The organism is Hydrogeniiclostridium mannosilyticum (assembly GCF_003268275.1).
Classification (GTDB): domain Bacteria; phylum Bacillota; class Clostridia; order Oscillospirales; family Acutalibacteraceae; genus Hydrogeniiclostridium; species Hydrogeniiclostridium mannosilyticum.
On record NZ_QLYR01000002.1, the window covers coordinates 167,450 to 187,268 of the forward strand.

The 19,819-nt window shown below is 57.1% G+C and carries 17 protein-coding genes; 11 read left to right on the forward strand and 6 right to left on the reverse strand.

The features are described from left to right. Positions 1-163: 163 nt before the first annotated feature. Together leuC and leuD are read left to right on the forward strand one after the other, a co-directional pair. Entirely contained in the window at positions 164-1,423 is a 1,260-nt protein-coding gene (gene leuC, locus DPQ25_RS05630) for a 3-isopropylmalate dehydratase large subunit (protein ID WP_112332205.1), read from the forward strand. Positions 1,424-1,444: 21 nt separating this feature from the next. Beyond that, positions 1,445-1,927: a 3-isopropylmalate dehydratase small subunit gene (leuD, locus tag DPQ25_RS05635; protein WP_112332206.1), complete on the forward strand. Its 483-nt coding sequence runs from the start codon at positions 1,445-1,447 to the stop codon at positions 1,925-1,927. A gap of 80 nt (positions 1,928-2,007) precedes the next feature. Here leuD and DPQ25_RS05640 read toward each other — a convergent pair whose 3' ends face one another. After that, positions 2,008-2,487 (reverse strand): helix-turn-helix domain-containing protein, encoded by a 480-nt coding sequence (locus DPQ25_RS05640; protein ID WP_112332207.1) that lies wholly within the window; start codon positions 2,485-2,487, stop codon positions 2,008-2,010. Positions 2,488-2,722: 235 nt separating this feature from the next. Further along, entirely contained in the window at positions 2,723-4,291 is a 1,569-nt protein-coding gene (glpK, locus tag DPQ25_RS05645; protein ID WP_112332346.1) for a glycerol kinase GlpK, read from the reverse strand. 216 nt (positions 4,292-4,507) lie between these two features. On the opposite strand from glpK, the gene DPQ25_RS05650 reads away from it, so the two are divergent. From DPQ25_RS05650 to DPQ25_RS05670, 5 genes are all read left to right on the forward strand, one after another. After that, entirely contained in the window at positions 4,508-5,074 is a 567-nt protein-coding gene (locus tag DPQ25_RS05650; protein ID WP_112332208.1) for a glycerol-3-phosphate responsive antiterminator, read from the forward strand. 170 nt (positions 5,075-5,244) lie between these two features. Continuing rightward, positions 5,245-6,687, forward strand: a complete 1,443-nt coding sequence (locus DPQ25_RS05655; RefSeq protein ID WP_112332209.1) for an NAD(P)/FAD-dependent oxidoreductase — start codon at positions 5,245-5,247, stop codon at positions 6,685-6,687. Between the two features lie 2 nt (positions 6,688-6,689). Next, a complete protein-coding gene (locus DPQ25_RS05660) occupies positions 6,690-7,970 on the forward strand; it encodes an NAD(P)/FAD-dependent oxidoreductase (RefSeq protein ID WP_112332210.1) in 1,281 nt (426 codons plus the stop codon). Continuing rightward, the gene (locus tag DPQ25_RS05665; RefSeq protein ID WP_112332211.1) at positions 7,967-8,347 is read left to right on the forward strand and encodes a DUF1667 domain-containing protein; all 381 of its coding nucleotides are present in this window, start codon (positions 7,967-7,969) and stop codon (positions 8,345-8,347) included. Before DPQ25_RS05660 ends, DPQ25_RS05665 begins: the two co-directional genes overlap by 4 nt. Before the next feature lie 151 nt (positions 8,348-8,498). Then, positions 8,499-11,348 (forward strand): alpha-L-rhamnosidase, encoded by a 2,850-nt coding sequence (locus DPQ25_RS05670; protein WP_112332212.1) that lies wholly within the window; start codon positions 8,499-8,501, stop codon positions 11,346-11,348. 225 nt (positions 11,349-11,573) lie between these two features. Here the strand turns inward: DPQ25_RS05670 and DPQ25_RS15310 are convergent, their stop codons facing one another. From DPQ25_RS15310 to DPQ25_RS05690, 4 genes are read right to left on the reverse strand one after another with little or no spacing between them, the layout of a single operon-like run. Continuing rightward, a complete protein-coding gene (locus DPQ25_RS15310; protein WP_112332213.1) occupies positions 11,574-11,798 on the reverse strand; it encodes a GNAT family N-acetyltransferase in 225 nt (74 codons plus the stop codon). After that, positions 11,758-12,006: a GNAT family N-acetyltransferase gene (locus DPQ25_RS05680; RefSeq protein WP_146740531.1), complete on the reverse strand. Its 249-nt coding sequence runs from the start codon at positions 12,004-12,006 to the stop codon at positions 11,758-11,760. The genes DPQ25_RS15310 and DPQ25_RS05680 overlap by 41 nt, the downstream gene beginning before the upstream one ends. Positions 12,007-12,023: 17 nt before the next feature. Continuing rightward, on the reverse strand, positions 12,024-13,142 hold the full coding sequence (locus tag DPQ25_RS05685; protein WP_177576862.1) for a magnesium transporter CorA family protein: 1,119 nt from the start codon (positions 13,140-13,142) through the stop codon (positions 12,024-12,026). Positions 13,143-13,180: 38 nt separating this feature from the next. Next, positions 13,181-14,323, reverse strand: coding sequence for a ribose-phosphate pyrophosphokinase (locus tag DPQ25_RS05690; protein ID WP_112332347.1), 1,143 nt, complete (start codon positions 14,321-14,323; stop codon positions 13,181-13,183). 505 nt (positions 14,324-14,828) lie between these two features. Between DPQ25_RS05690 and hrcA the strand changes: the two genes are divergently transcribed. The 4 genes from hrcA to dnaJ all read left to right on the forward strand — a co-directional run bounded on the left by hrcA (position 14,829) and on the right by dnaJ (position 19,698). Continuing rightward, positions 14,829-15,857, forward strand: coding sequence for a heat-inducible transcriptional repressor HrcA (gene hrcA / locus DPQ25_RS05695; protein ID WP_112332216.1), 1,029 nt, complete (start codon positions 14,829-14,831; stop codon positions 15,855-15,857). 76 nt (positions 15,858-15,933) lie between these two features. Then, positions 15,934-16,518 (forward strand): nucleotide exchange factor GrpE, encoded by a 585-nt coding sequence (gene grpE, locus DPQ25_RS05700; protein ID WP_242978239.1) that lies wholly within the window; start codon positions 15,934-15,936, stop codon positions 16,516-16,518. A gap of 68 nt (positions 16,519-16,586) precedes the next feature. After that, positions 16,587-18,428 carry a molecular chaperone DnaK gene (dnaK, locus tag DPQ25_RS05705; protein WP_112332217.1) on the forward strand — a complete coding sequence of 614 codons (1,842 nt, stop codon included), beginning with the start codon at positions 16,587-16,589 and terminating at the stop codon, positions 18,426-18,428. Between the two features lie 130 nt (positions 18,429-18,558). Next, on the forward strand, positions 18,559-19,698 hold the full coding sequence (gene dnaJ / locus DPQ25_RS05710) for a molecular chaperone DnaJ (RefSeq protein ID WP_112332218.1): 1,140 nt from the start codon (positions 18,559-18,561) through the stop codon (positions 19,696-19,698). Positions 19,699-19,819 lie beyond the last annotated feature (121 nt).

Sequence of the window (19,819 nt, forward strand, 5' to 3'; positions counted from 1 at the left end):
TAATAGGAATCCCTTTGTTTTTATTATTGTATCATATGATACATTCTTGGGGCAAGAGCTGTGCTAAGATAAAAAAGCTTCCCTGGCTCAGAATGGAGCCGGGGGCTGTAGCGCATCGAAGGATAATTTTTGAAACAATGTTTGGACAGGAGGTTCCTTATTTATGGGAATGACAATGACCCAAAAGATTTTGGCCGCCCATGCAGGGCTGGATTCGGTGGAGCCGGGGCAGCTGATTGAGGCCAAGCTCGACGTTGTGCTGGGCAACGACATCACCTCGCCGGTGGCAATTAATGAGTTTGAAAAGTGCGGGGCGTCCTCGGTGTTTGACAACACCCGGATTGCGCTGGTGATGGACCATTTTACGCCGAATAAGGACATTAAGGCGGCGGAGCAGTGCCGGCAGGTCCGCAGCTTCGCCGGAAAATACGGCATTAAGAATTTTTTTGATGTGGGGCGCATGGGCATTGAGCACGCGCTGCTGCCGGAAAAGGGCATAGTGGTACCGGGCGACTGCATCATCGGCGCGGATTCACACACCTGCACTTACGGCGCGCTGGGCGCGTTTTCCACGGGTGTGGGTTCCACGGACATGGCGGCTGGCATGATCGCCGGCAAGACCTGGTTTAAGGTACCATCGGCCATTCAAGTCGAGCTGAAGGGGAAGCTGAACCGCTGGGTCAGCGGTAAGGACGTTATTTTGCACCTGATTGGCGAAATCGGCGTGGACGGCGCGCTGTACCAGTCGCTGGAATTTACAGGCGAAGGCGTGCGGAGCCTGTCGATGGATGACCGCCTCTGCATTGCAAATATGGCGATTGAGGCCGGCGCCAAAAACGGGATATTCCCGGTGGACGAAGTAACCCTTGCCTATGGAGAGGGCCGCTTCCAGCGCGAGGCCGTGGCCTATGAGGCCGACCCCGACGCGGTGTATGAACGCAAAGTGGTTATTGAGCTCGATAAGCTGCGCCCGACGGTATCCTTCCCCCATCTGCCGGAGAATACCCGTGTTATCGACGAGGTGGGCGAGATTAAAATTGACCAGAGCGTCATCGGTTCCTGCACTAACGGGCGGATTGAGGACCTGCGCACGGCTGCGGAGATCCTCAAGGGCCGCCAGGTGGCACAGAATGTGCGCTGCATCATCATTCCGGGTACGCAGGATATTTACCTACAGGCAGTGCGCGAGGGGCTGGCGGAAATTTTTATTGAAGCGGGCGCGGTTTTCAGCACCCCAACCTGCGGGCCCTGTTTGGGCGGTCACATGGGCGTGCTTGGCAAGGGCGAACGGGCGGTTTCGACCACGAACCGCAACTTTGTAGGCCGCATGGGCCATGTGGAGAGCGAGGTCTACCTGGCCAGCCCCGCGGTGGCGGCAGCCAGTGCCGTGACGGGCTACATCACCGACCCGGCGAAGCTTTGAGCGAGAAAGGATGGTCATGATATGAACGCACATGGAAGAGTACATAAATACGGCGACAACGTTGACACCGACGTTATTATTCCCGCCCGTTACCTGAACACCGCCTCTCATGCGGAGCTTGCGGCGCATTGCATGGAGGATATTGATAAGAGCTTTGTGAGCAAGGTCCAGCCTGGCGACATTATGGTTGCAGAAAAGAACTTTGGCTGCGGCTCCTCCCGTGAGCATGCGCCCATTGCCATTAAGGCCAGTGGAATTTCCTGCGTCATCGCCAGCACCTTTGCGCGTATTTTTTACCGCAACGCCATCAATATCGGCCTGGCAATTTTGGAGTGCGACGAGGCTGCCCGTGAGATTCAGGACGGCGACGAGGTGGAGGTCGATTTTGATACCGGCAGGATCAGCGACCATACCACAGGGAAAACCTACCAGGCGCAGCCGTTCCCGCCGTTTATTCAGAACATTATTGAAAAGGGCGGGCTGCTCAACAGCATCGAAAAATAAAGCTGCACCGTACCGTATTTAATAGGACTAAAACAGCCGGGGGGCTTCCCCGGCTGTTTTTTACTGTTTGGGTACAGGATTCAGGGCTCAGGGCCGGCGTGGGCAGGCTCCTCCGCCGCTTCCAGCGCGTGGGTGACAAGCGTAAGCAGATCCTGGGCTTCGCCTCGGAGAATCACCCGCACCCGTTTGTTTTTACCGTCGTACTGATAGGCATACTGCAGGCCGATAAAGCCGGAATGGTTAATTTGTTCGGTAAAGGCCTGGTTCAGCCGCTGGGCAGAGGCCGCATCCCTGGCGGCGAAGTCGTAGATTTGGCAGGAGGCATCGACCAGTTTCCTGTCATCCAGCAGAAAATCGTAAATAACGCTGTTCCTTTTGGCAGCGATGCTTTGCCGGACGGATTTCTGTTGCAAAAAGTTTTCGAAATCCTCGGCGGTAAACTGCCACACGCCGTCGGTCTTTGTGCCGCTCAGCAGGCCGAGCCGAAGATAATTGCGCAGGGTGCGAGTGGTCAGCATGGACATGGCGGCCAGCTCTTCGAGCGTATAAAATTCTTTCATTGAAAGGGCTCCTTTCCAAGTTTATAGGTACTGTAGCGGTCTGTATTTATTATAGACCGGGGAAAGTGCCGGTTCAATTTGAAAAACAGCGGCTTTTTCCGGCCCGGACAATGAAAAGCAGCCGGAGAGGCCCCTCTTCGGCTGCTTAATGGTGCGATGATAGATAACGCGGCAGCCCACGGCACACGGTAAAGCGGGCCTGGTTGCCGCCCGGGCGTTTTTGCGGGCAGGACCCTTACTCCTCCCGCCAGATTTTGGCGCAGGCCACAGCGTTTTTCCAGCCGTGCAGGCGCTTTTCGCGCTGCCCGGCGTCCATCTCGGGCTCATAGATTTTGTCCAGCGACCAATGCCGCCGCAGGTCGTCCAGGTCCCTCCAGAAGCCGGAGGCCAGCCCTGCGAGGTAGGCGGCGCCAAGGGCGGTTGTCTCGCGCACAATGGGACGGCGCAGGCGTTTGCCGGTGATGTCCGCCTGAAACTGCATGATGATGTCGCTGACGCTGGCCCCGCCGTCGACCTTGATCTCATCAAAGAGCAGGCCGGTGTCCGCTATCATGGCGTCAATGACGTCCTTGGACTGGAAGGCGATGGATTCGAGCGCGGCACGGATAATATGGTTGCGGCTGGTGCCGCGCGTCAGGCCAAAGAGGCAGCCGCGGGCGTACATGTCCCAATGGGGCGCGCCCAGGCCAGTAAAGGCCGGCACAAAATAAACGCCCTGGGTGTCTTTGACCTTGCCGCCGAAATAATCGGCATCAGGCGCTTCTTTGTAAAAGCCCATTTCGTCGCGCAGCCACTGAAGCACCGCGCCGCCGATAAAGACGCTGCCCTCCAACGCATAGCAGACCTTGCCGCCCAACCCGTAGGCAATGGTAGTGAGCAGGCCGTGGCGGCTTTCTACCGGGGTATCGCCGGTATTCATCAGGATAAAGTTGCCGGTGCCGTAGGTGTTCTTGATATCGCCGCGCTCAAAGCAGGCCTGGCCGAACAGTGCCGCCTGCTGGTCGCCCGCGATGCCGCAGATAGGCACCATTGCGCCTGCAATGGGGGTGTACCCGTAAATTTCGGCACTGCCGCATACCTTGGGAAGCATGCAGGCAGGAATCTCCAGCGCGTTGAGGATTTCCTGGTCCCAGCTGAGGGTGTGAATATTGAACAGCATGGTACGCGAGGCGTTGGTGTAATCGGTCACGTGCGCCTTGCCGCCGGTGAGCTTCCAAATCAGCCAGGTGTCTACGGTGCCGAACAGCAGGCGCCCCGCCTCCGCCTTTTGGCGCGCGCCCTCGACGTGGTCGAGAATCCATTTGAGCTTGGTGGCGGAGAAGTAGGCGTCCACAAGCAGGCCGGTGCTCTGGCGGATGTGTTCTACCAGCGGGCCGTGCCACTTGATCTCCTCGCAGATATCCGCCGTGCGGCGGCACTGCCAGACAATTGCGTTGCAGACGGGCAGGCCGGTCTCCTTATCCCAGACAATGGTGGTTTCACGCTGATTGGTGATGCCGATGCCGGCAATGTCGCCCGCATGGATGTTCATTTTTGTCAGCGCCTCAATCATGACGCTGTACTGGGTTACATAAATATCCGTCGGGTTATGTTCCACCCACCCGGCCTTGGGGTAAATCTGCGGAAACTCTTTCTGGGCCAACGAAACAATGTTTTGGTCGCGGTCGAACACAATACAGCGGCAGCTGGTAGTGCCCTGGTCCAGGGCGACAATATATTTTTTCTCCACGGCAATTCCTCCCTTTTTACAGCTTGGCCGTTTGCTCTTTTCAGCAGGGGAAAGGGGCGGGGCGTTTATCCCCATCATAATATAGGGCCCGCGGCTTGTCAAGGTTGCGGGCACGGCCCCTTGAAGCATACACGGAATTATGCTACAATAATGTCGGAAAACCAAGCGAGGGAGGAGGGGGTTATTTGACAGCGCAGAAATTGAGGGCGTGCGGCGTGGGCAGCATGCTCGAGGACCCGGCGGCCTGTGCGCTGCATATGAGCTATGAGTAGGGAGAGAAGGAAAACCAATATGGCCAGCGAGCTTTCCGCAATGCTGGACGAATGCCCGATTATTGCCGCGGTTAAAAATGAGGCGGGGCTGGAGCAGTGCCTACAGTCGGAAATCCAGCTGGTGTTTATTCTGTACGGATCCGTGTGCGAGATTCCCGCGATTGTACAGCAGGTGAAAAACGCGGGACGCTCGGCGGTGGTGCATGTGGACCTGATTTCGGGCCTGAGCCCCAGGGAGGCGGCGGTAGACTTTATTCGCCAATATACCCGTGCGGACGGCATCATCAGCACGCGCCCGCAGGTGCTCCGCCGGGCTAAAGATCTGGGCCTTGCCACGGTGCAGCGCTTTTTTGTCATTGACTCTATGGCGCTGGAAAATGTCTACAAGCATCAAGAGGACACCCGGCCGGATTTTATTGAGATGCTGCCGGGCGCCATGCCGAAGATTTTGCAAAAGCTCAGCAGCTCGCTTCCGACCCCCATTATTGCGGGCGGGCTGATCTCGGACAAGGAGGACGTAATGGCGGCGCTGAAGGCCGGGGCCCGGGCTATCTCCACCACCAACCCGGAAATCTGGTTTATGTAAATTTGCACCGCCCTCTTGCAATCTGCCGGAGGGGCGCGTATAATAAAGCAGAATAAACGGCGAGGCGCCGGATAATTGAATGATTGCGTGAGAAGATGAGGCAAGCAAAAGAAAACCCGTGAAATGGGTTTATTTTGCTTGCTTTTTTATGTGCAAAAGGAGGATGAGGGATGATTCATGTGGACGTAGCGGTCATCGGCGGCGGCATTTGTGGCTGCGCGCTGCTGTATGAGCTGAGCCGCTATCGGGTGAGCAGCATACTTTTGGAGAGGGAAAACGATGTGTCCATTGGTACGACGAAGGCCAACAGCGCGATTGTGCATGCGGGGTACGACCCGTTGCCGGGCACGAGCATGGCGCGCTATAACGTGGAGGGCAATGCCCTGGTCAAGGAGCTCTGCCGTAAGCTGGATGTGCCCTGCAAGGAGACGGGCTCCCTGGTGCTGGCCTTTGACGGGGAGGAGATGCTGCAGGTAGATGTGCTGTTCCACCGTGGACGGAAGAACGGCGTGCCCGGGCTGCGGGTGCTGAACCCGGCGGAAATCCGGGAGCTGGAGCCGGCGGTAAGCGATGCGGCCAAGGCCGCGCTTTACGCCCCCAGCGCCGCAATTGTCAGCCCATGGGAGCTGGCGCTTGCCCTGGCGGAAACGGCTGTGCGCAATGGGGCCGGCGTTCGCCTGAACAGCGAGGTCACCGCTATCCGCAAGGGGGCCGGGGGCCGGGGCTTTATTCTGGCCGCCGGCGGCGAGGAAATACACGCGCGCTATGTGGTCAATGCCGCCGGGGTGGACTGCGACCTGGTTGACCGGCTGCTAAATCCCGCATCCTTCACCGTTCATCCCAGCAAAGGGCAGTATTACCTGCTGGATAAAAGCCAGGGTGCGCTGGTAAAGCACGTGATCTTTCAATGCCCCGGCAAGCAGGGAAAGGGGGTGCTGGTAGCGCCGACGGTACATGGTAACCTGATTGTGGGGCCGGATGCGGAGCCCGCGGAGCGCGGCGATTTGAGCACGACAGCCGAGGGGCTGGAGTTTGTGCGCCGCACGGCGGCAAAATCTGTGCCGGGCATTGCGTTTCGTGAATCCATCCGCAATTTTTCCGGTTTGCGGGCGCTGACGGATGAGGAGGATTTTATTGTCGGGGAATCCGAGACGCCGGGCTTTTTCCGCATAGCGGGCATCAAATCGCCGGGGCTGACCTCGGCGCCGGCAATTGCCCGTGACATGGTGCGGATGCTCGGGGCATCGGGCCTCGCGCTGGAGGAAAAGGCGGAATGGGTGGACAGGCGGCATGTGGTGCGCTTCAAGCAGCTTTCCGCCGCCGGGCGTGCGGAGTTGATTCGCCGTCAGCCGCTTTATGGGCGGATTGTCTGCCGCTGTGAGACGGTCACAGAGGGTGAGATTGTCGCGGCCCTGCACTCGCCGCTGCCGCCCTGCTCGCTGGATGGAGTCAAGCGGCGCTGCGGCACGGGGATGGGACGCTGCCAGGGCGGCTTTTGCGGCCCGCGCGTGCTGGAGATCATTGCACGCGAGACTGGCTGTGCGCCGGAACAGATCCCACAGGACCGGGCTGGTATGACGGTGGTTACCGGCAGGACAAAGGAGGGGCAATGAATATGGAGCAGACGCTGTATGATGTAATTGTGGTCGGCGGCGGGCCGGCGGGCCTGGCGGCGGCAATAGAGGCCGCCGCAAACGGGGCCGGGCGGGTGGTGCTACTGGAGCGCAACCATGAGCTGGGCGGCATTTTGAACCAGTGCATCCACAACGGCTTCGGCCTGCATTATTTTAAGGAGGAACTGACCGGGCCGGAATATGCCGGGCGGTTTATTGATCTGCTGCGGGAGACCAGTGTGGAGGTTAAGCTGGACACTATGGTGCTGGAGGTTGGCGGCGGCCGTGTGGTACGGGCGATGAACCCGACGGACGGTTACATGGAGCTGCGCGGCAAATCGGTGGTATTGAATATGGGATGCCGGGAACGGACGCGCGGAGCCATTGCGATTCCGGGCGATAGGCCGGCGGGGATTTTTACCGCCGGCGCGGCCCAGCTCTATGTGAATGTGGAGGGCTACATGGTCGGCAAGCGGGTGGTCATTCTGGGCTCCGGCGACATCGGCCTGATTATGGCGCGGCGCATGACGCTGGAGGGCGCCAAGGTGCTTGCATGCGTGGAGATCATGCCCTATTCCGGCGGGCTGAACCGCAATATTGTGCAGTGCCTGGAGGATTTTGACATCCCACTCTATTTATCACACACCATTACGAACATCAAGGGCAGCAAGCGGGTGGAGCAGGTGACGGTGTCCAGGGTGGACGAAAACCGCAGGCCGGTTCCAGGGACGGAGATGGTATTTGACTGCGATACGGTGCTGCTCTCGGTAGGGCTCATCCCGGAAAATGAGCTCTCCCGGCAGGCGGGCATAGAGATGGACCCCAGGACGAACGGCCCGGTGGTCTATGAAAATATGGAGACCTCCATTCCCGGTATCTTTGCCAGCGGCAACGTGGTCCACGTGCACGACCTGGCGGACTTTGTCACAGCCGAGGGGCAGCGTGCGGGCCGGGCGGCCGCCGCGTTTGCCCGTGGCGGCCGCCCGGCAGTTGGGGAGGCGCTCACCGTTGAGAACGGAGAGGGCGTTTCCTATGTAGTGCCGCAGCGGCTTCGGCCACAGTATGCAGGGCAGCGTGCAGAGCTGTTTTTTCGGGTACGGGCGGTATATGGAAGGTCGGTGATCCGCGTGACGGCAGGGGATGAGCTGCTGGCACAGTTCCCGCGCCAGCATATGGCGCCGGGTGAAATGGAGAAAATCGTGCTGCCAAAGGTGCTGCTGGACCGGGCCGCGGGCAGGAATTTGCAGGTTTCGGTGGCAGCGGAAGAGGAGGTGCCCGCATGAGGGAGCTGATTTGTATTGTATGCCCGAAAGGCTGCCATTTACAGGTGGATGAGGAAAACGGCTGCCGGGTAACGGGAAATGCCTGCCCGCGCGGGGCTGTTTACGGCAGGGAGGAACTGCTGAACCCGGTGCGCACGGTGACGACCACCATGCGTGTGGCGGGAGGAATGAGTCCACGAGCGCCGGTTAAGACGGCGCGGCCGGTTCCAAAGGACAGAGTTTTTGAGGCCATGCAGGCCATCAACGCCGCTGTCGCCAAGGCGCCGGTAGCAGTAGGGGAGACGCTCGCCTCCAACCTGCTGGGGCTGGGCATCGACGTTGTTGCAACCAAGGCAGTGGCGCGTGCGGACGGTGAGGAAAGGCTTTCATTTGAATAAGCGTAGTGATTATCCCCAATATTTTTTAGGAAATATTGGGGATATCTACAATAGAAATTTTGGTGTGGGTTGGGATAGAATAAAAAGGAAAATTGCTGCAACAGCGTTCTGTTGATGTGGCCGGCCCACATGGAGAAAAGGAGTGAATTGTTTGAAAATCATCGGCTTAAAGACCAATCACCGTGTGAATCCGCTTGGATTCGCCATGGATAAACCATCCTTTACATATCAGGTGGTTGACACGGCGGCGGCAAAGCAAACCGCCGCGCAGGTTCAGGTGGCCTCTGACGAGGCCTTTGAGCAGATTTTGTTTGACAGCGGCAAAACCGCCTCGATCGACAGCCTGGCCTACAGCCCGGATATGAAGCTGGAGCCCTGCACGCGCTACTACTGGCGTGTCACGGTTTGGGCGGAGAACGGCGAGTACGCGACCAGCGAGCCGGCGTGGTTTGAAACCGCAAAAGCGCCGGGCAGCTGGAGCGCAAAATGGATTGCCCATACCATGGAGCAGGGGCCGGCGGCCTGGTTTACCCGCGGGGTAGCGGCAAAGAAGGCCGTGGCGCGCGCCCGTGCCTATATGGTGGGCCTTGGCATTTACGAGCTTTATATCAACGGCGAAAAAATTGGGGACGAATACCTGGCGCCTGGCCTGCACGCCTACGACAAATGGATCCAGTACCAGACCTATGATGTGACCAAGGCCTTCCAGGCCGGAGAAAACCAGATTGAGGTCTGGGTGGGCGACGGCTGGTACCGCGGCCGGTACGGCTTCCAGGGCAAGGAGCAGATCTACGGCAATGAAACGGCCCTGATTGCGGAGTTTGTCCTTGAGTATGCGGACGGCTCCCGCGAGACCATTGTGACCGACGAGAGCTGGCAGGCTAAAAAAAGCAAGGTGACCTTTGCCAATATCTATGACGGCGAGTGCTACGACGACCGGATTGAGGACGGCACGCTGTACCCGGTACGGGCTGCCGGCCTGGGCTATGACCGCCTGGAGGCGCGCCTGAGCCCGCCGATTGTGGCCAATGAGCGCATTACTCCGGTTGCGGTGCTGAATACCCCGGCGGGGGAGACGGTGCTGGATATGGGCCAGAACATGGTCGGCCTGCTGGAAATAAAGCTCGACGAGCCTGCGGGCACAGAGGTGTTTCTGCAATTCGGCGAAATTTTGCAGCACGATAATTTTTACCGCGATAACCTGCGGTCCGCACTGGAAGAATACCACTTTATCTCCAGCGGCAAGCCGGTGACGATCCGCCAGCATTTTACCTTCTATGGCTTCCGCTTTGTAAAGGTCAGCGGCATGACAAAGCCGGTGGAAAAAGAGAACTTTACCGGCGTTGTGCTGCACTCGGAGATGGAACGCCGCGGCTGGATTGAGACAAGCGACCCATTGATTAACCGCCTGTTCCTCAATGCCATCTGGGGCCAGAAGGGCAACTTTGTCGATGTGCCTACCGACTGCCCGCAGCGTGACGAGCGCATGGGGTGGACGGGCGACGCTCAGGCGTTCTCCGGCACGGCGACCTTTAATATGGATACCTACGCTTTTTACAGCAAATACGGGCGCGACCTGGCCTATGAGCAGGGCGAGCTGGAGGGCGCGGTTCCGCATGTGGTGCCGATGGGCGGCATGATCCAGGGCGGCAGTACGGCCTGGGGCGAGGCGGCCACGGTGATCCCGTGGAATTGCTACCTGCATTACGGTGACAAGGAAATCCTGGAAAGCCAGTTCAAGAGCATGAAGGACTGGGTAGACTTTATTAAACGGCAGGACGAGGCCGCGGGTGGAAAGCGCCTGTGGACGACGGGCTTCCACTTCGGCGATTGGCTTGCGCTGGATAATTACAAGGATCCAAAATCCTGCTTTGGCGCAACGGATAATTATTTTATCGCTTCGGCTTACTATTGCTACTCCGCGATGCTGGTTGCCAAGGCGGCCAAGGTGCTTGGCAAGGAGGAGCTGGCGAAGGAGTACAGCGAGCTCTCCGATCAGGTGCGCGCGGCTATTCAGCGGGAATATGTCACGCCGAACGGGCGCTTGTCCATTGAAACGCAGACGGCGCATGTGATGGCGCTGTTTATGAATCTAGTGCCGCAGGAGCAGCGGCCGCGGGTTATTGCCGACCTGCGCGAGCTGCTGAAGAAGAACGATTGGAAGCTGACGACCGGCTTTGTCGGTACCATTTACCTGTGCCGTGTGCTCAGTGAAAACGGCTGCAATGACGTGGCTTACCGTTTGCTGATGAACCGCGATTACCCGAGCTGGATCTATGAAGTGCTGATGGGCGCGACCACGGTTTGGGAGCGCTGGAACTCGGTGCTGCCGAATGGGCTGATCAGTGACACGGGCATGAACTCCCTCAACCACTACGCCTATGGCTCCGTGGTGGAATGGATGTACCGCAACGTAGCCGGTATCCAGCCGGTCGAGGATGAACCCGGCTTCCGCTGTGTGCGTCTGGCTCCGCAGCCCAACGCGCGGTTGGATTGGGTCAAAACGAAGCTCGACTCTGCGGCGGGCGTCTATGTGAGCGAGTGGAAGATTGAGCATGGAAAGCTGAGCTTCCGCTTTGAGGTGCCGTTTAATGCGGAGGCAGAGATCCTTCTGCCGGATGCAAGGCTGGAAAAGGTGCTGTACAACGGCCAGCCGCTCTCAGCCAGCACGTTTTGGACAGAGCAGCAGGGGGATTGCGTCAACGTCAAGGTTCTGACCGGCGTTTATGAGTTTGCCTATGAGCCGGAGAAGCTCTATGCACGCACTTTCTCAATTTACAGCGCGACTAAGGATGTGATTGCAAATCCGGAGGCGCGCAAGGCGGTTGAAAGTGTGCTGCCCAACCTGATGGACCTGCGGGATAACACCAACCAAAGGCTGCCGCTTGAGAGCTCGGAGCTCTCCCTGCGGGATCAGATCGGCAACCCGTTTGTAGGGGTAACGCCCGAGCTTCTGGACAAAATAGAGGAGCTGCTCAACCAAATTCCCTGTGAAAAATAAAAGCCAGCGGCTTTCTGCCGCCGGAAAATAACAAAAAAGCCCGCTTCGGTTTTATATTGAACTGCCCCCATTTGTTATCCAGTATATCATGCTGTCTAACTTTTTGGGGGCACTTCAATAGCCGGAGCGGTTTTTTTGTCTTGCGTGATGGGCGCCTGAACCTTTTGGGGGCGCAGGACGCAAGGCGGCCTGTGCCAGGAATGGAAAAAAGGGGGGTGGATGGGATTAGGCCTTTGTTCGCTGGTTATGATTAATGATTTCATAGCAGCAATAATCACCGCTTAGCTGTTCACAGTCCATGTCCGGGTATTCGGTTTTCAGATATTGCATGCCGGACTTTTGCATTACTTTTCCGCTTGCCGGATTGTCAGCATGGTGATAGGAATATATTTTTTGAAAGCCAACCTCCTCAAAGGCAAATTGAACCACCCTTTTGCAGGCCTCGCTCATAATGCCATGGTTCCAGTACGCCCTGCTCAGCCAATAGTGGACCGCCGCGCTGATTTTCTTTATTCATAATCACCGAATGACAGCAGTTTTCCTGCTCATATTCAGCAAACCATTGCCGCAGCAGCGCTTTGGTCACGGATATATCCTTGTGAGGCTCCCGTCCCCAAAATCGGGTGGCCTCCGGATCTGTAACCCAATTGGCAAACATGCCCTTGGCATCCGACATCACATCTTTTCATAAAATGAGCCGCTCAGTTTTAAGCGGTCTTGTTCCCAAAGCCGCATTTTTCGTCCTCTTCTGTGTGTTACCGTTTTATGATACTGCTGAAAAGCTGCAAAATTTTTTCTTGAGAAGGCGTATGGATTGGTTCCATTGTAAAAAAGGCTCCGCCTGCGTCGCATGACACGGGACGGAGCCTTTGAGAGCTCAAAAAAATTTTTTCTGCGAAAAAATATCAGACAGGCCACGACCACCGCAATGCTGAGCATGATGACCATCGGGTACCCCATCGGCCACCTGAGCTCCGGCATACCGGTGAAGTTCATTCCATACCATCCAACAATGAGGGCCAATGGAGAGAACAGCGTGGTGACGACAGCGAGCACCTTCATGACCCTGTTTTGCTGGATGTCCACCTGTGCCTGGTAGACCTCTCGCACCTGCATGGAGTATTCCCGCAGAGTCTGGGCGTTGCTGCTCAGCCTGGCGGCCCGCTCGGTAAAGAGCTTGAACAGCTTCAGGCGTTTGGGCTCAAAGACCGCGGCCTCATTTTCCTGGAGCTCCTCGCCGATGCCGACGAGCTCTTCGTAATAGCTGTGCAAATACAGCAGCTCACGCCGAAGCAGGGTGAGCTTGCGGTTAAAATCGGCAAGGGCATCGTTCAGAACGTTTTCTTCCAGCAAAGTAATACGGCTTTCAAGGCCCTCGAGTACGGAGAGGTCATCTCGAATCAAGTCGTTGAGAATGTCGTAAATCATCTGCTCAAACGAGGCCCGGTCCCAATTTTTAAGCGTGGCCAGCGCCGCCAGCCTCTTCTGGATAATGCCTTTTTCGTCCAAAATAACAAGCAGGCCCTTCTTAATGTAGAAGGCCAGTGCCTCATGCTTCCAGGCGTTTTTGTTTTTTAGTGGAATCCGCAGCGTCCCGAACAGGTACCCATACAGCGATTCGATTTTCGACAGGCGGATATTCCCGCATTCCTGGATGGTGCGTTCCGCAAAGCCAAGGCCTGGGCCTTCCCGGCGCAGTTCCTCGGGGCTCATCAGGGCCAGCAATGGGTGTGCGCCGCCATCCGGCAAGGGTGCGCCGAGCGGCTCCAGTTTTTTTCCAACGCGGTAATACATGGCCATGCCTCCTTGACCGGCGGGATATTTGGCGCAGGTTAATCCTTTGCGAAGCCGTGCTCCTTCAGCAGCTGGTGAATTTTTTCGTGGGGGTCAATGATTGCGCTGACGGAAATGTCGTGGTTGAGCGCGGCGATGAAATAGGCGATGTATTTGCTGCAGTCGACCTCATGGAACCATTCGCGCTGGCGGAGCGCATCGGAGATATAGGTGAGGTTGGAGCCGAATACGCCGGAGATGATGCCGTCGCGGTAGGCTTTGTCAAATTCATCCAGCCCGTTGGTGAAAATGGCGTAGGTGGAGTAGGAGAAAATGCGGCGGGCCTTTTGCTTTTTCAGCTCGTAGGCAATGTCGAGCATGGATTCGCCGGAGGAAATGATGTCGTCGGCGATAAAGACGTCCTTTCCCTCGACGGAGTCGCCGAGGTACTCGTGGGCGACAATGGGATTGCGGCCGTTGACGACCTTGGAGTAATCGCGGCGCTTGTAGAACATGCCGAGATTGACGCCCATGGCGCTGGAGTAGTACATGTTGCGGCCCATGGCTCCCTCGTCCGGGCTGATGACCATGAAGTGGTCCCAGTCGAGCTGAATATCGGGCACCTCGTGAATCAGGGCCTTGAGCACCTGGTAGGTGGGCATGACGTTGTCAAAGCCCATCAGCGGCGTGGCGTTCTGCACGCGGGGATCGTGCGCATCAAAAGTGATAACATTGGAGACGCCCATGGCCTGCAGCTCCTGCAGGGCGACGGCGCAGTCCAGGCTCTCGCGGAAATTGCGGCGATGCTGGCGGCTGCCGTAGAGCATGGGGGAAATTACGACGACGCGGTGCGCCTTGCCGTTGGCGGCTTGAATCAGGCGCTTCAGGTCGGAGAAGTGATCGTCCGGGCTCATGCTGTTCTGCGCGCCGAACATGTTGTACTTGCAGTTGTAGTTGCCTACATCCATGAGGAAATAGAGGTCCTTGCCGCGGACGGTGTCCCGAAGGATTCCTTTGCCGTCGCCCGAGGAAAACCGGGGGCACTGGCTGTCGATGATAAAGCTGCCCTCATGGCCGGTTTGGCCGGCCCATTCGGTCAAATAGACGTCAATCTTTTCACCGAGTTCGCGGGCGCCCTCCAACACGACGAGGCCGAGAGAAGCCACCTGCTTTGTAGAACGGAATACAGTACTAGCATCCATATGCTCCACCACTTTGCACGCTCCTTAAATATTTTTATTTTTGAACCAGGGCCTCCGGGGCCCGGCAATCCACGAAAAAACAATAAAATACCGGCCTGAGGGCGCGCTCAAAACCGGAAATAAAACTAAGCGGGGGGACGCCGCAGTGTCCTGAGTTTATATCTATTGTACACTTTTCGCCGTGCAGGGGCAAGCTTCTGAAAAATTTTCTACATAATCGTCATAAATACCGTTTTTTCATCGGAGGAAATTCTACCTTATGTCCTATCAGGCCGTGGCTTTATTTGCCAGCAGACGTGCCGGCTTTGAGCCGCCGCGGCGCGTAAAAAATCATAATTTCACAATTAGTTTACAATTATCTTATTGACAAAAGGGCAGACTAATGATAAATTATAAATATAAGTTAGCACTCGAATGATAAGAGTGCTAACGAAACGGATGAAAACAGTCAAGGGAATCCGCCGCGGCAGCATACCGGGGCGGAACACGGAAAGAGGCGGGAAGGTTGGAGCTGACCACAAGAAAGCAGAAAATACTGGCGGCGGTCGTCAACCTTTACATTGTAACGGGCGAGCCGGTAGGCTCTAAGGCGCTGTGTGAGGTGCTGGACTTCAATGTCTCTTCCGCTACCGTGCGCAACGAGATGAGCAGCCTTGCGGAGATGGGGCTTTTGGAGCAGCCGCACACCTCGGCGGGGCGCATACCTTCACAGCGCGGCTACCGTTATTATGTGGATGCGCTGCTTCCCAAATACACGCTTTCCGTGGAAGAACGCAGTGTGATCGACAGCGTTTTGTTTGACAGTGCGTACGACCCGGAAAAGCTGATGAACAGCGTTTCAAGGGCGCTGGCAGCCATGACCCGCTTTACGGCGGTATCGACGACGCCGAGCGGGAGCGCGGCGGACATCCGGGCCGTTCAGTTTGTGCAGACCAGCCGCCGAACGGCGATGGTGGTGCTGATGACCTCGGCGGGAACCATGAAGACAAGGGTTTTTCACTGTGACTTCGACATTACCTCCGATATTCTCCGGGTTTATTTCCGCACCCTGAACGAAAAGCTGGTCGGGCGCCCGGTGGTGGAGGTGACCCCCGCCTTTATTCAGGGGCTTGCCGCCTCATTGGGGGAGATGGCAATTTTAATGAGCGCGCCGCTCAGCGCGGTGCTTGAGGTTGCCAGGGAGTCAATGGGCGCGGACCTGTGCATGCACGGTGAGACAAACCTGTTGTTTTGTCCGGAGTTTGAGCTCGGCGGCGCCAGGCAGATTATGGACTTTTTATCCAGGCCCGAGGAGCTGACGAACCTGATTTTGCAGCCCGGCGGGGCAAAGGTTCTCATTGGGCGCGAAATCCAGCGCAAGGAGCTGGCGGACACCAGCATGGTGTTTGCCCCCTATTACATCGGCGGCCAAGAGGCCGGCTCCATTGCCGTAATTGGCCCGACCCGGATGCATTACAGCCGCGTGATTGCCGGGATTGACTACCTGGCGGAGGCGGTCGGCAAAATGCTTACCGAGCTGATGAGCAATGAATAGCAGCCACTGCGGCCGGAGGGCCGTTTCAATATAAAATATCTTTCTAAAAAGGTTGGAATAGAAAGGGGCGGAAAACTTGGAGACAGCTGAAAAGGAACCAATTGTTCAGGAGGAGGAAAAGACCCCGGAGGCCTCCGAGCAGGGAGCGGAACAAAAGACGGCACAGGAAGCCAAAAAGGACAAATCAAAAAAGAAGAAGAATAGGGAAGAGGAGCTTCAGCAGAAGCTTGAGGAGGCGGAGGCGTTCGGGAAGAAACAAAAGGAGCAGCTTTTGCGTACGGCCGCCGAGTACGATAATTTCAGAAAGAGAACGGAGCGCGAAAAAAGCGCGGTTTACGCGGACGCTACGGCTGATGCTGTAAAGGAAATACTCAATGTGGCGGATAACCTGGAACGGGCCTTGGCACAGCAGGAATGCTCGGTTGAGGACCTGCGCAAGGGCGTTGAGATGGTGCAGGCGCAGATGTGCGCGGCGCTTGACAAGCTGGGTGTGACGGCGATGGGAGAGGTCGGAGAGGCTTTTGACCCCGCCGTGCATAACGCGGTTTCCCATGTAGAGGACGAGGCCGCAGGCGACAATGTCGTGACCCAGGTGTTCCAAAAGGGGTATAAAATCGGCGACAAGGTGATCCGGTATGCGATGGTGCAGGTAGCCAATTAGGCCGGATCGGGAATATTTAGATAGAGACTAGACTACAGCTTTAGAATGAAAATGTGGAGGTAATTATTATGGCTAAGACAATTGGTATTGATTTAGGTACGACAAACTCCTGTGTAGCGGTTATTGAAGGCGGCGAGCCTGCTGTAATTGCAAATGCGGAGGGCGGCAGAACCACCCCGTCGGTGGTGGCCTTCTCCAAAACCGGCGAGCGCATGGTGGGCCAGGTCGCCAAAAGACAGGCCATCACCAACCCGGAGCGTACCATTGCTTCGATTAAGCGCCATATGGGCACCGATTACAAGGTGAGCATCGACGGCAAAAATTATACGCCGCAGGAAATTTCCGCGATGATTTTGCAGAAGCTGAAGGCGGACGCGGAGGCTTATTTGGGCGAGTCGGTGACATCGGCGGTTATTACTGTTCCGGCCTATTTCTCCGATGCGCAGCGCCAGGCCACTAAAGACGCGGGCAAGATTGCCGGCCTGGATGTGAAGAGAATCATCAACGAGCCGACGGCGGCGGCGCTGTCCTACGGCATTGACAAGGGCGAGGATCAGAAAATCATGGTCTACGACCTTGGCGGCGGCACCTTCGACGTCTCCATCATCGAGATGGGCGACGGCGTACAGGAGGTACTGGCGACTGCGGGCGACACCCACCTTGGCGGCGACGATTTCGACAACCGTGTTATTGACTGGATGGTGTCCTCGTTCAAGGCGGAATCCGGCATTGACCTTTCCGGCGACAAGATGGCTATGCAGCGCTTGAAGGAAGCGGCTGAAAAGGCGAAGATCGAGCTTTCCGGCATGACGACCGCGGCGATTAACCTGCCGTTTATTACCGCCGATGCCACCGGACCGAAGCATCTGGATCTCACGCTGACCCGCGCGAAGTTCAATGAGCTCACCGGCGACCTCGTGGAACGTACGCTTGGCCCTGTAAACCAGGCGATGAGCGATGCGGGCCTGCAGTTCAGCCAACTCAACAAGGTTCTGCTGGTCGGCGGTTCTTCCAGAATCCCGGCGGTTCAGGATGCGGTGAAGCGCGTGACCGGCAAAGATCCGTTTAAGGGCATTAACCCCGATGAGTGCGTAGCCATTGGCGCAGCAATTCAGGCCGGTGTACTGGGCGGCGAGGTCGAGGGCCTGCTGCTGCTGGACGTGACCCCGCTTTCTCTGGGCGTTGAGACGATGGGCGGCGTCATGACCAAGGTTATTGAGCGCAACACGACCATTCCGACGAAGAAGAGCCAAATTTTCTCCACCGCCGCGGACGGCCAGACGCAGGTAGAGGTCAACGTGCTGCAGGGCGAGCGTGAGTTCGCCCGCGACAACAAGCAGCTCGGCCTGTTTAAGCTGGACGGCATTGCACCGGCCCCGCGTGGGATTCCTCAGATTGAAGTTACCTTTGACATCGACGCAAACGGCATTGTCAATGTTTCTGCGAAGGACTTGGCAACCGGAAAGGAGCAGCACATTACCATTACCTCCAGCACCAACATGAGCAAGGAGGACGTGGAGAAGGCTGTTCAGGACGCGGAGAAATTCGCCGCGGAGGATAAGAAGCGCCGTGAAGAGGTTGACAAGAAGAATGAGGCTGAAAACCTCTGCTACAGTGTGGAAAAGCTGATTTCCGAGAGCGGGGACAAGATGGAGGAAGCCGATAAGACGGACCTGAACGCCAAGGTTGCCACCTTGAAGGATGCCATTTCCAAGAACGACCTGGAGGCGATGAAGAACGGCAGCGAGGAGCTGCAGAAGGCCATGTATGCGGTTTCTGAAAAGCTGTATAAAAACGCCGCGCCGCAGGGTCAGCCCGGTGATGCCGCGCAGGGTGCGCCGCAGGGCGGCGATGCGGCAGGAAACGTCTATGATGCCGAGTATAAGGATGTAGACGGCGATAAGAAGTAATGCGACGGCGCACAATTAAAGCGCCAAAGGCAGCCGGGCAGGGCTGCCTTTGGCTTGTTATAGAGGGCGGAGGCCGGGGCTTGTACGTGTGCTGCGGGCAACAGCGTTCCGTTTAAGGGAGTGATGAGGTTTGGCGGAGAAAAGAGATTATTATGAGGTGATGGGGGTTCCAAAAAATGCCTCGGACGATGAGATCAAAAAGGCGTACCGTAAGCTGGCAAAAAAATACCATCCGGACCTGAACCCCGGCGATAAGGAAGCGGAGGCGCATTTTAAGGAAGTAAACGAGGCTTATGAGGTCTTGTCGGATAAAGAGAAGAAGGCCAGGTACGACCAGTTCGGCCATGCGGGCGTGGACCCTAATTTCGGCGGCGGCGCCGGCGGCAGCCCCTTTACCGGCGACTTTGACTTCGGCGACATCTTCAGCAGCTTCTTTGGCGGCGGCTTCGGCGGTGCGCGCCGTTCCAACCCCAATGCGCCGAGAAGGGGAAACGATGCGGAGGCGGTCGTTAACATCAGCTTTGAAGAGGCTGCCAAGGGCTGCAAGAAAAATATTAGCTACCATAAAATTGAAACCTGCCCGAGCTGCGGCGGCAGTGGGGCGGAAAAGGGCACCAGCGCGTCGTCGTGCCCGCAGTGCGGCGGCACGGGCCAGGTACATGTCAGCCAGCGCACCCCTTTCGGTGTTGTTCAGACCAGCCGCAGCTGTGACCGCTGCGGCGGCACCGGCCGTGTGATTGAGCACCCCTGTAAAACCTGTAACGGCACGGGAAGCACCCGCAAGCAGCGTACCATTGAGGTCAATATTCCCGCCGGCGTGGATAACGACCAGATTCTGAATGTACGCGGGCAGGGTGATGCCGGCAGAAACGGCGGCCCTGCCGGCGACCTGCAGGTGTATGTCAATGTGCGGCCTCACCCCATCTTCGAGCGCAAGGGCAACGACATCTGGTGTGAAATGCCCATTACCTTTGTGCAAGCCGCCCTGGGCGCGGAGGTTACCGTGCCGACCATAGACGGGCGGGTATCTTACCAGGTGCGCGAGGGAACGCAGCCTGGCGACGTGTTTAAGTTCAAGGGCAAGGGCATTCCCTACATCAATGGCCGCGGCCGCGGCGACCAATATGTCCGGGTTGTGGTGGAGGTTCCCAAGAACCTCTCACAGAAGCAGAAGGATGTGCTGAAGGAATTTGAAGACACGTCGGAGGAAAAGAATTACACCAAGCGGAAAACCTTTTTTGATAAGATAAAAGCGATGTTCGGCGATTAATTCGGCGATTAAACCCTGTAAAATAATTGGAACCTTTTTCGGGAAAGCCCTGTATGATGAATACGGGGCTTTCTTTTCGGCTTAAAGGGGAAAGAGACAAGACTTCCCCCCGGCTGCACGG

Excerpts from the sequence above, each read along its gene's own strand:
- DPQ25_RS05650 (WP_112332208.1), top strand. The coding sequence starts at position 4,508 with ATGGCCAGCGAGCTTTCCGCAATGCTGGACGAATGCCCGATTATTGCC.
- DPQ25_RS05680 (WP_146740531.1), bottom strand. The coding sequence starts at position 12,006 with ATGTTTGCCAATTGGGTTACAGATCCGGAGGCCACCCGATTTTGGGGA.
- leuC (WP_112332205.1), top strand. The coding sequence starts at position 164 with ATGGGAATGACAATGACCCAAAAGATTTTGGCCGCCCATGCAGGGCTG.
- DPQ25_RS05685 (WP_177576862.1), bottom strand. The coding sequence starts at position 13,142 with ATGTATTACCGCGTTGGAAAAAAACTGGAGCCGCTCGGCGCACCCTTG.
- DPQ25_RS05655 (WP_112332209.1), top strand. The coding sequence starts at position 5,245 with ATGATTCATGTGGACGTAGCGGTCATCGGCGGCGGCATTTGTGGCTGC.
- DPQ25_RS05640 (WP_112332207.1), bottom strand. The coding sequence starts at position 2,487 with ATGAAAGAATTTTATACGCTCGAAGAGCTGGCCGCCATGTCCATGCTG.
- dnaK (WP_112332217.1), top strand. The coding sequence starts at position 16,587 with ATGGCTAAGACAATTGGTATTGATTTAGGTACGACAAACTCCTGTGTA.
- DPQ25_RS05660 (WP_112332210.1), top strand. The coding sequence starts at position 6,690 with ATGGAGCAGACGCTGTATGATGTAATTGTGGTCGGCGGCGGGCCGGCG.
- leuD (WP_112332206.1), top strand. The coding sequence starts at position 1,445 with ATGAACGCACATGGAAGAGTACATAAATACGGCGACAACGTTGACACC.
- DPQ25_RS05690 (WP_112332347.1), bottom strand. The coding sequence starts at position 14,323 with ATGGATGCTAGTACTGTATTCCGTTCTACAAAGCAGGTGGCTTCTCTC.
- DPQ25_RS05665 (WP_112332211.1), top strand. The coding sequence starts at position 7,967 with ATGAGGGAGCTGATTTGTATTGTATGCCCGAAAGGCTGCCATTTACAG.
- glpK (WP_112332346.1), bottom strand. The coding sequence starts at position 4,291 with ATGGGGATAAACGCCCCGCCCCTTTCCCCTGCTGAAAAGAGCAAACGG.
- DPQ25_RS15310 (WP_112332213.1), bottom strand. The coding sequence starts at position 11,798 with ATGAGCGAGGCCTGCAAAAGGGTGGTTCAATTTGCCTTTGAGGAGGTT.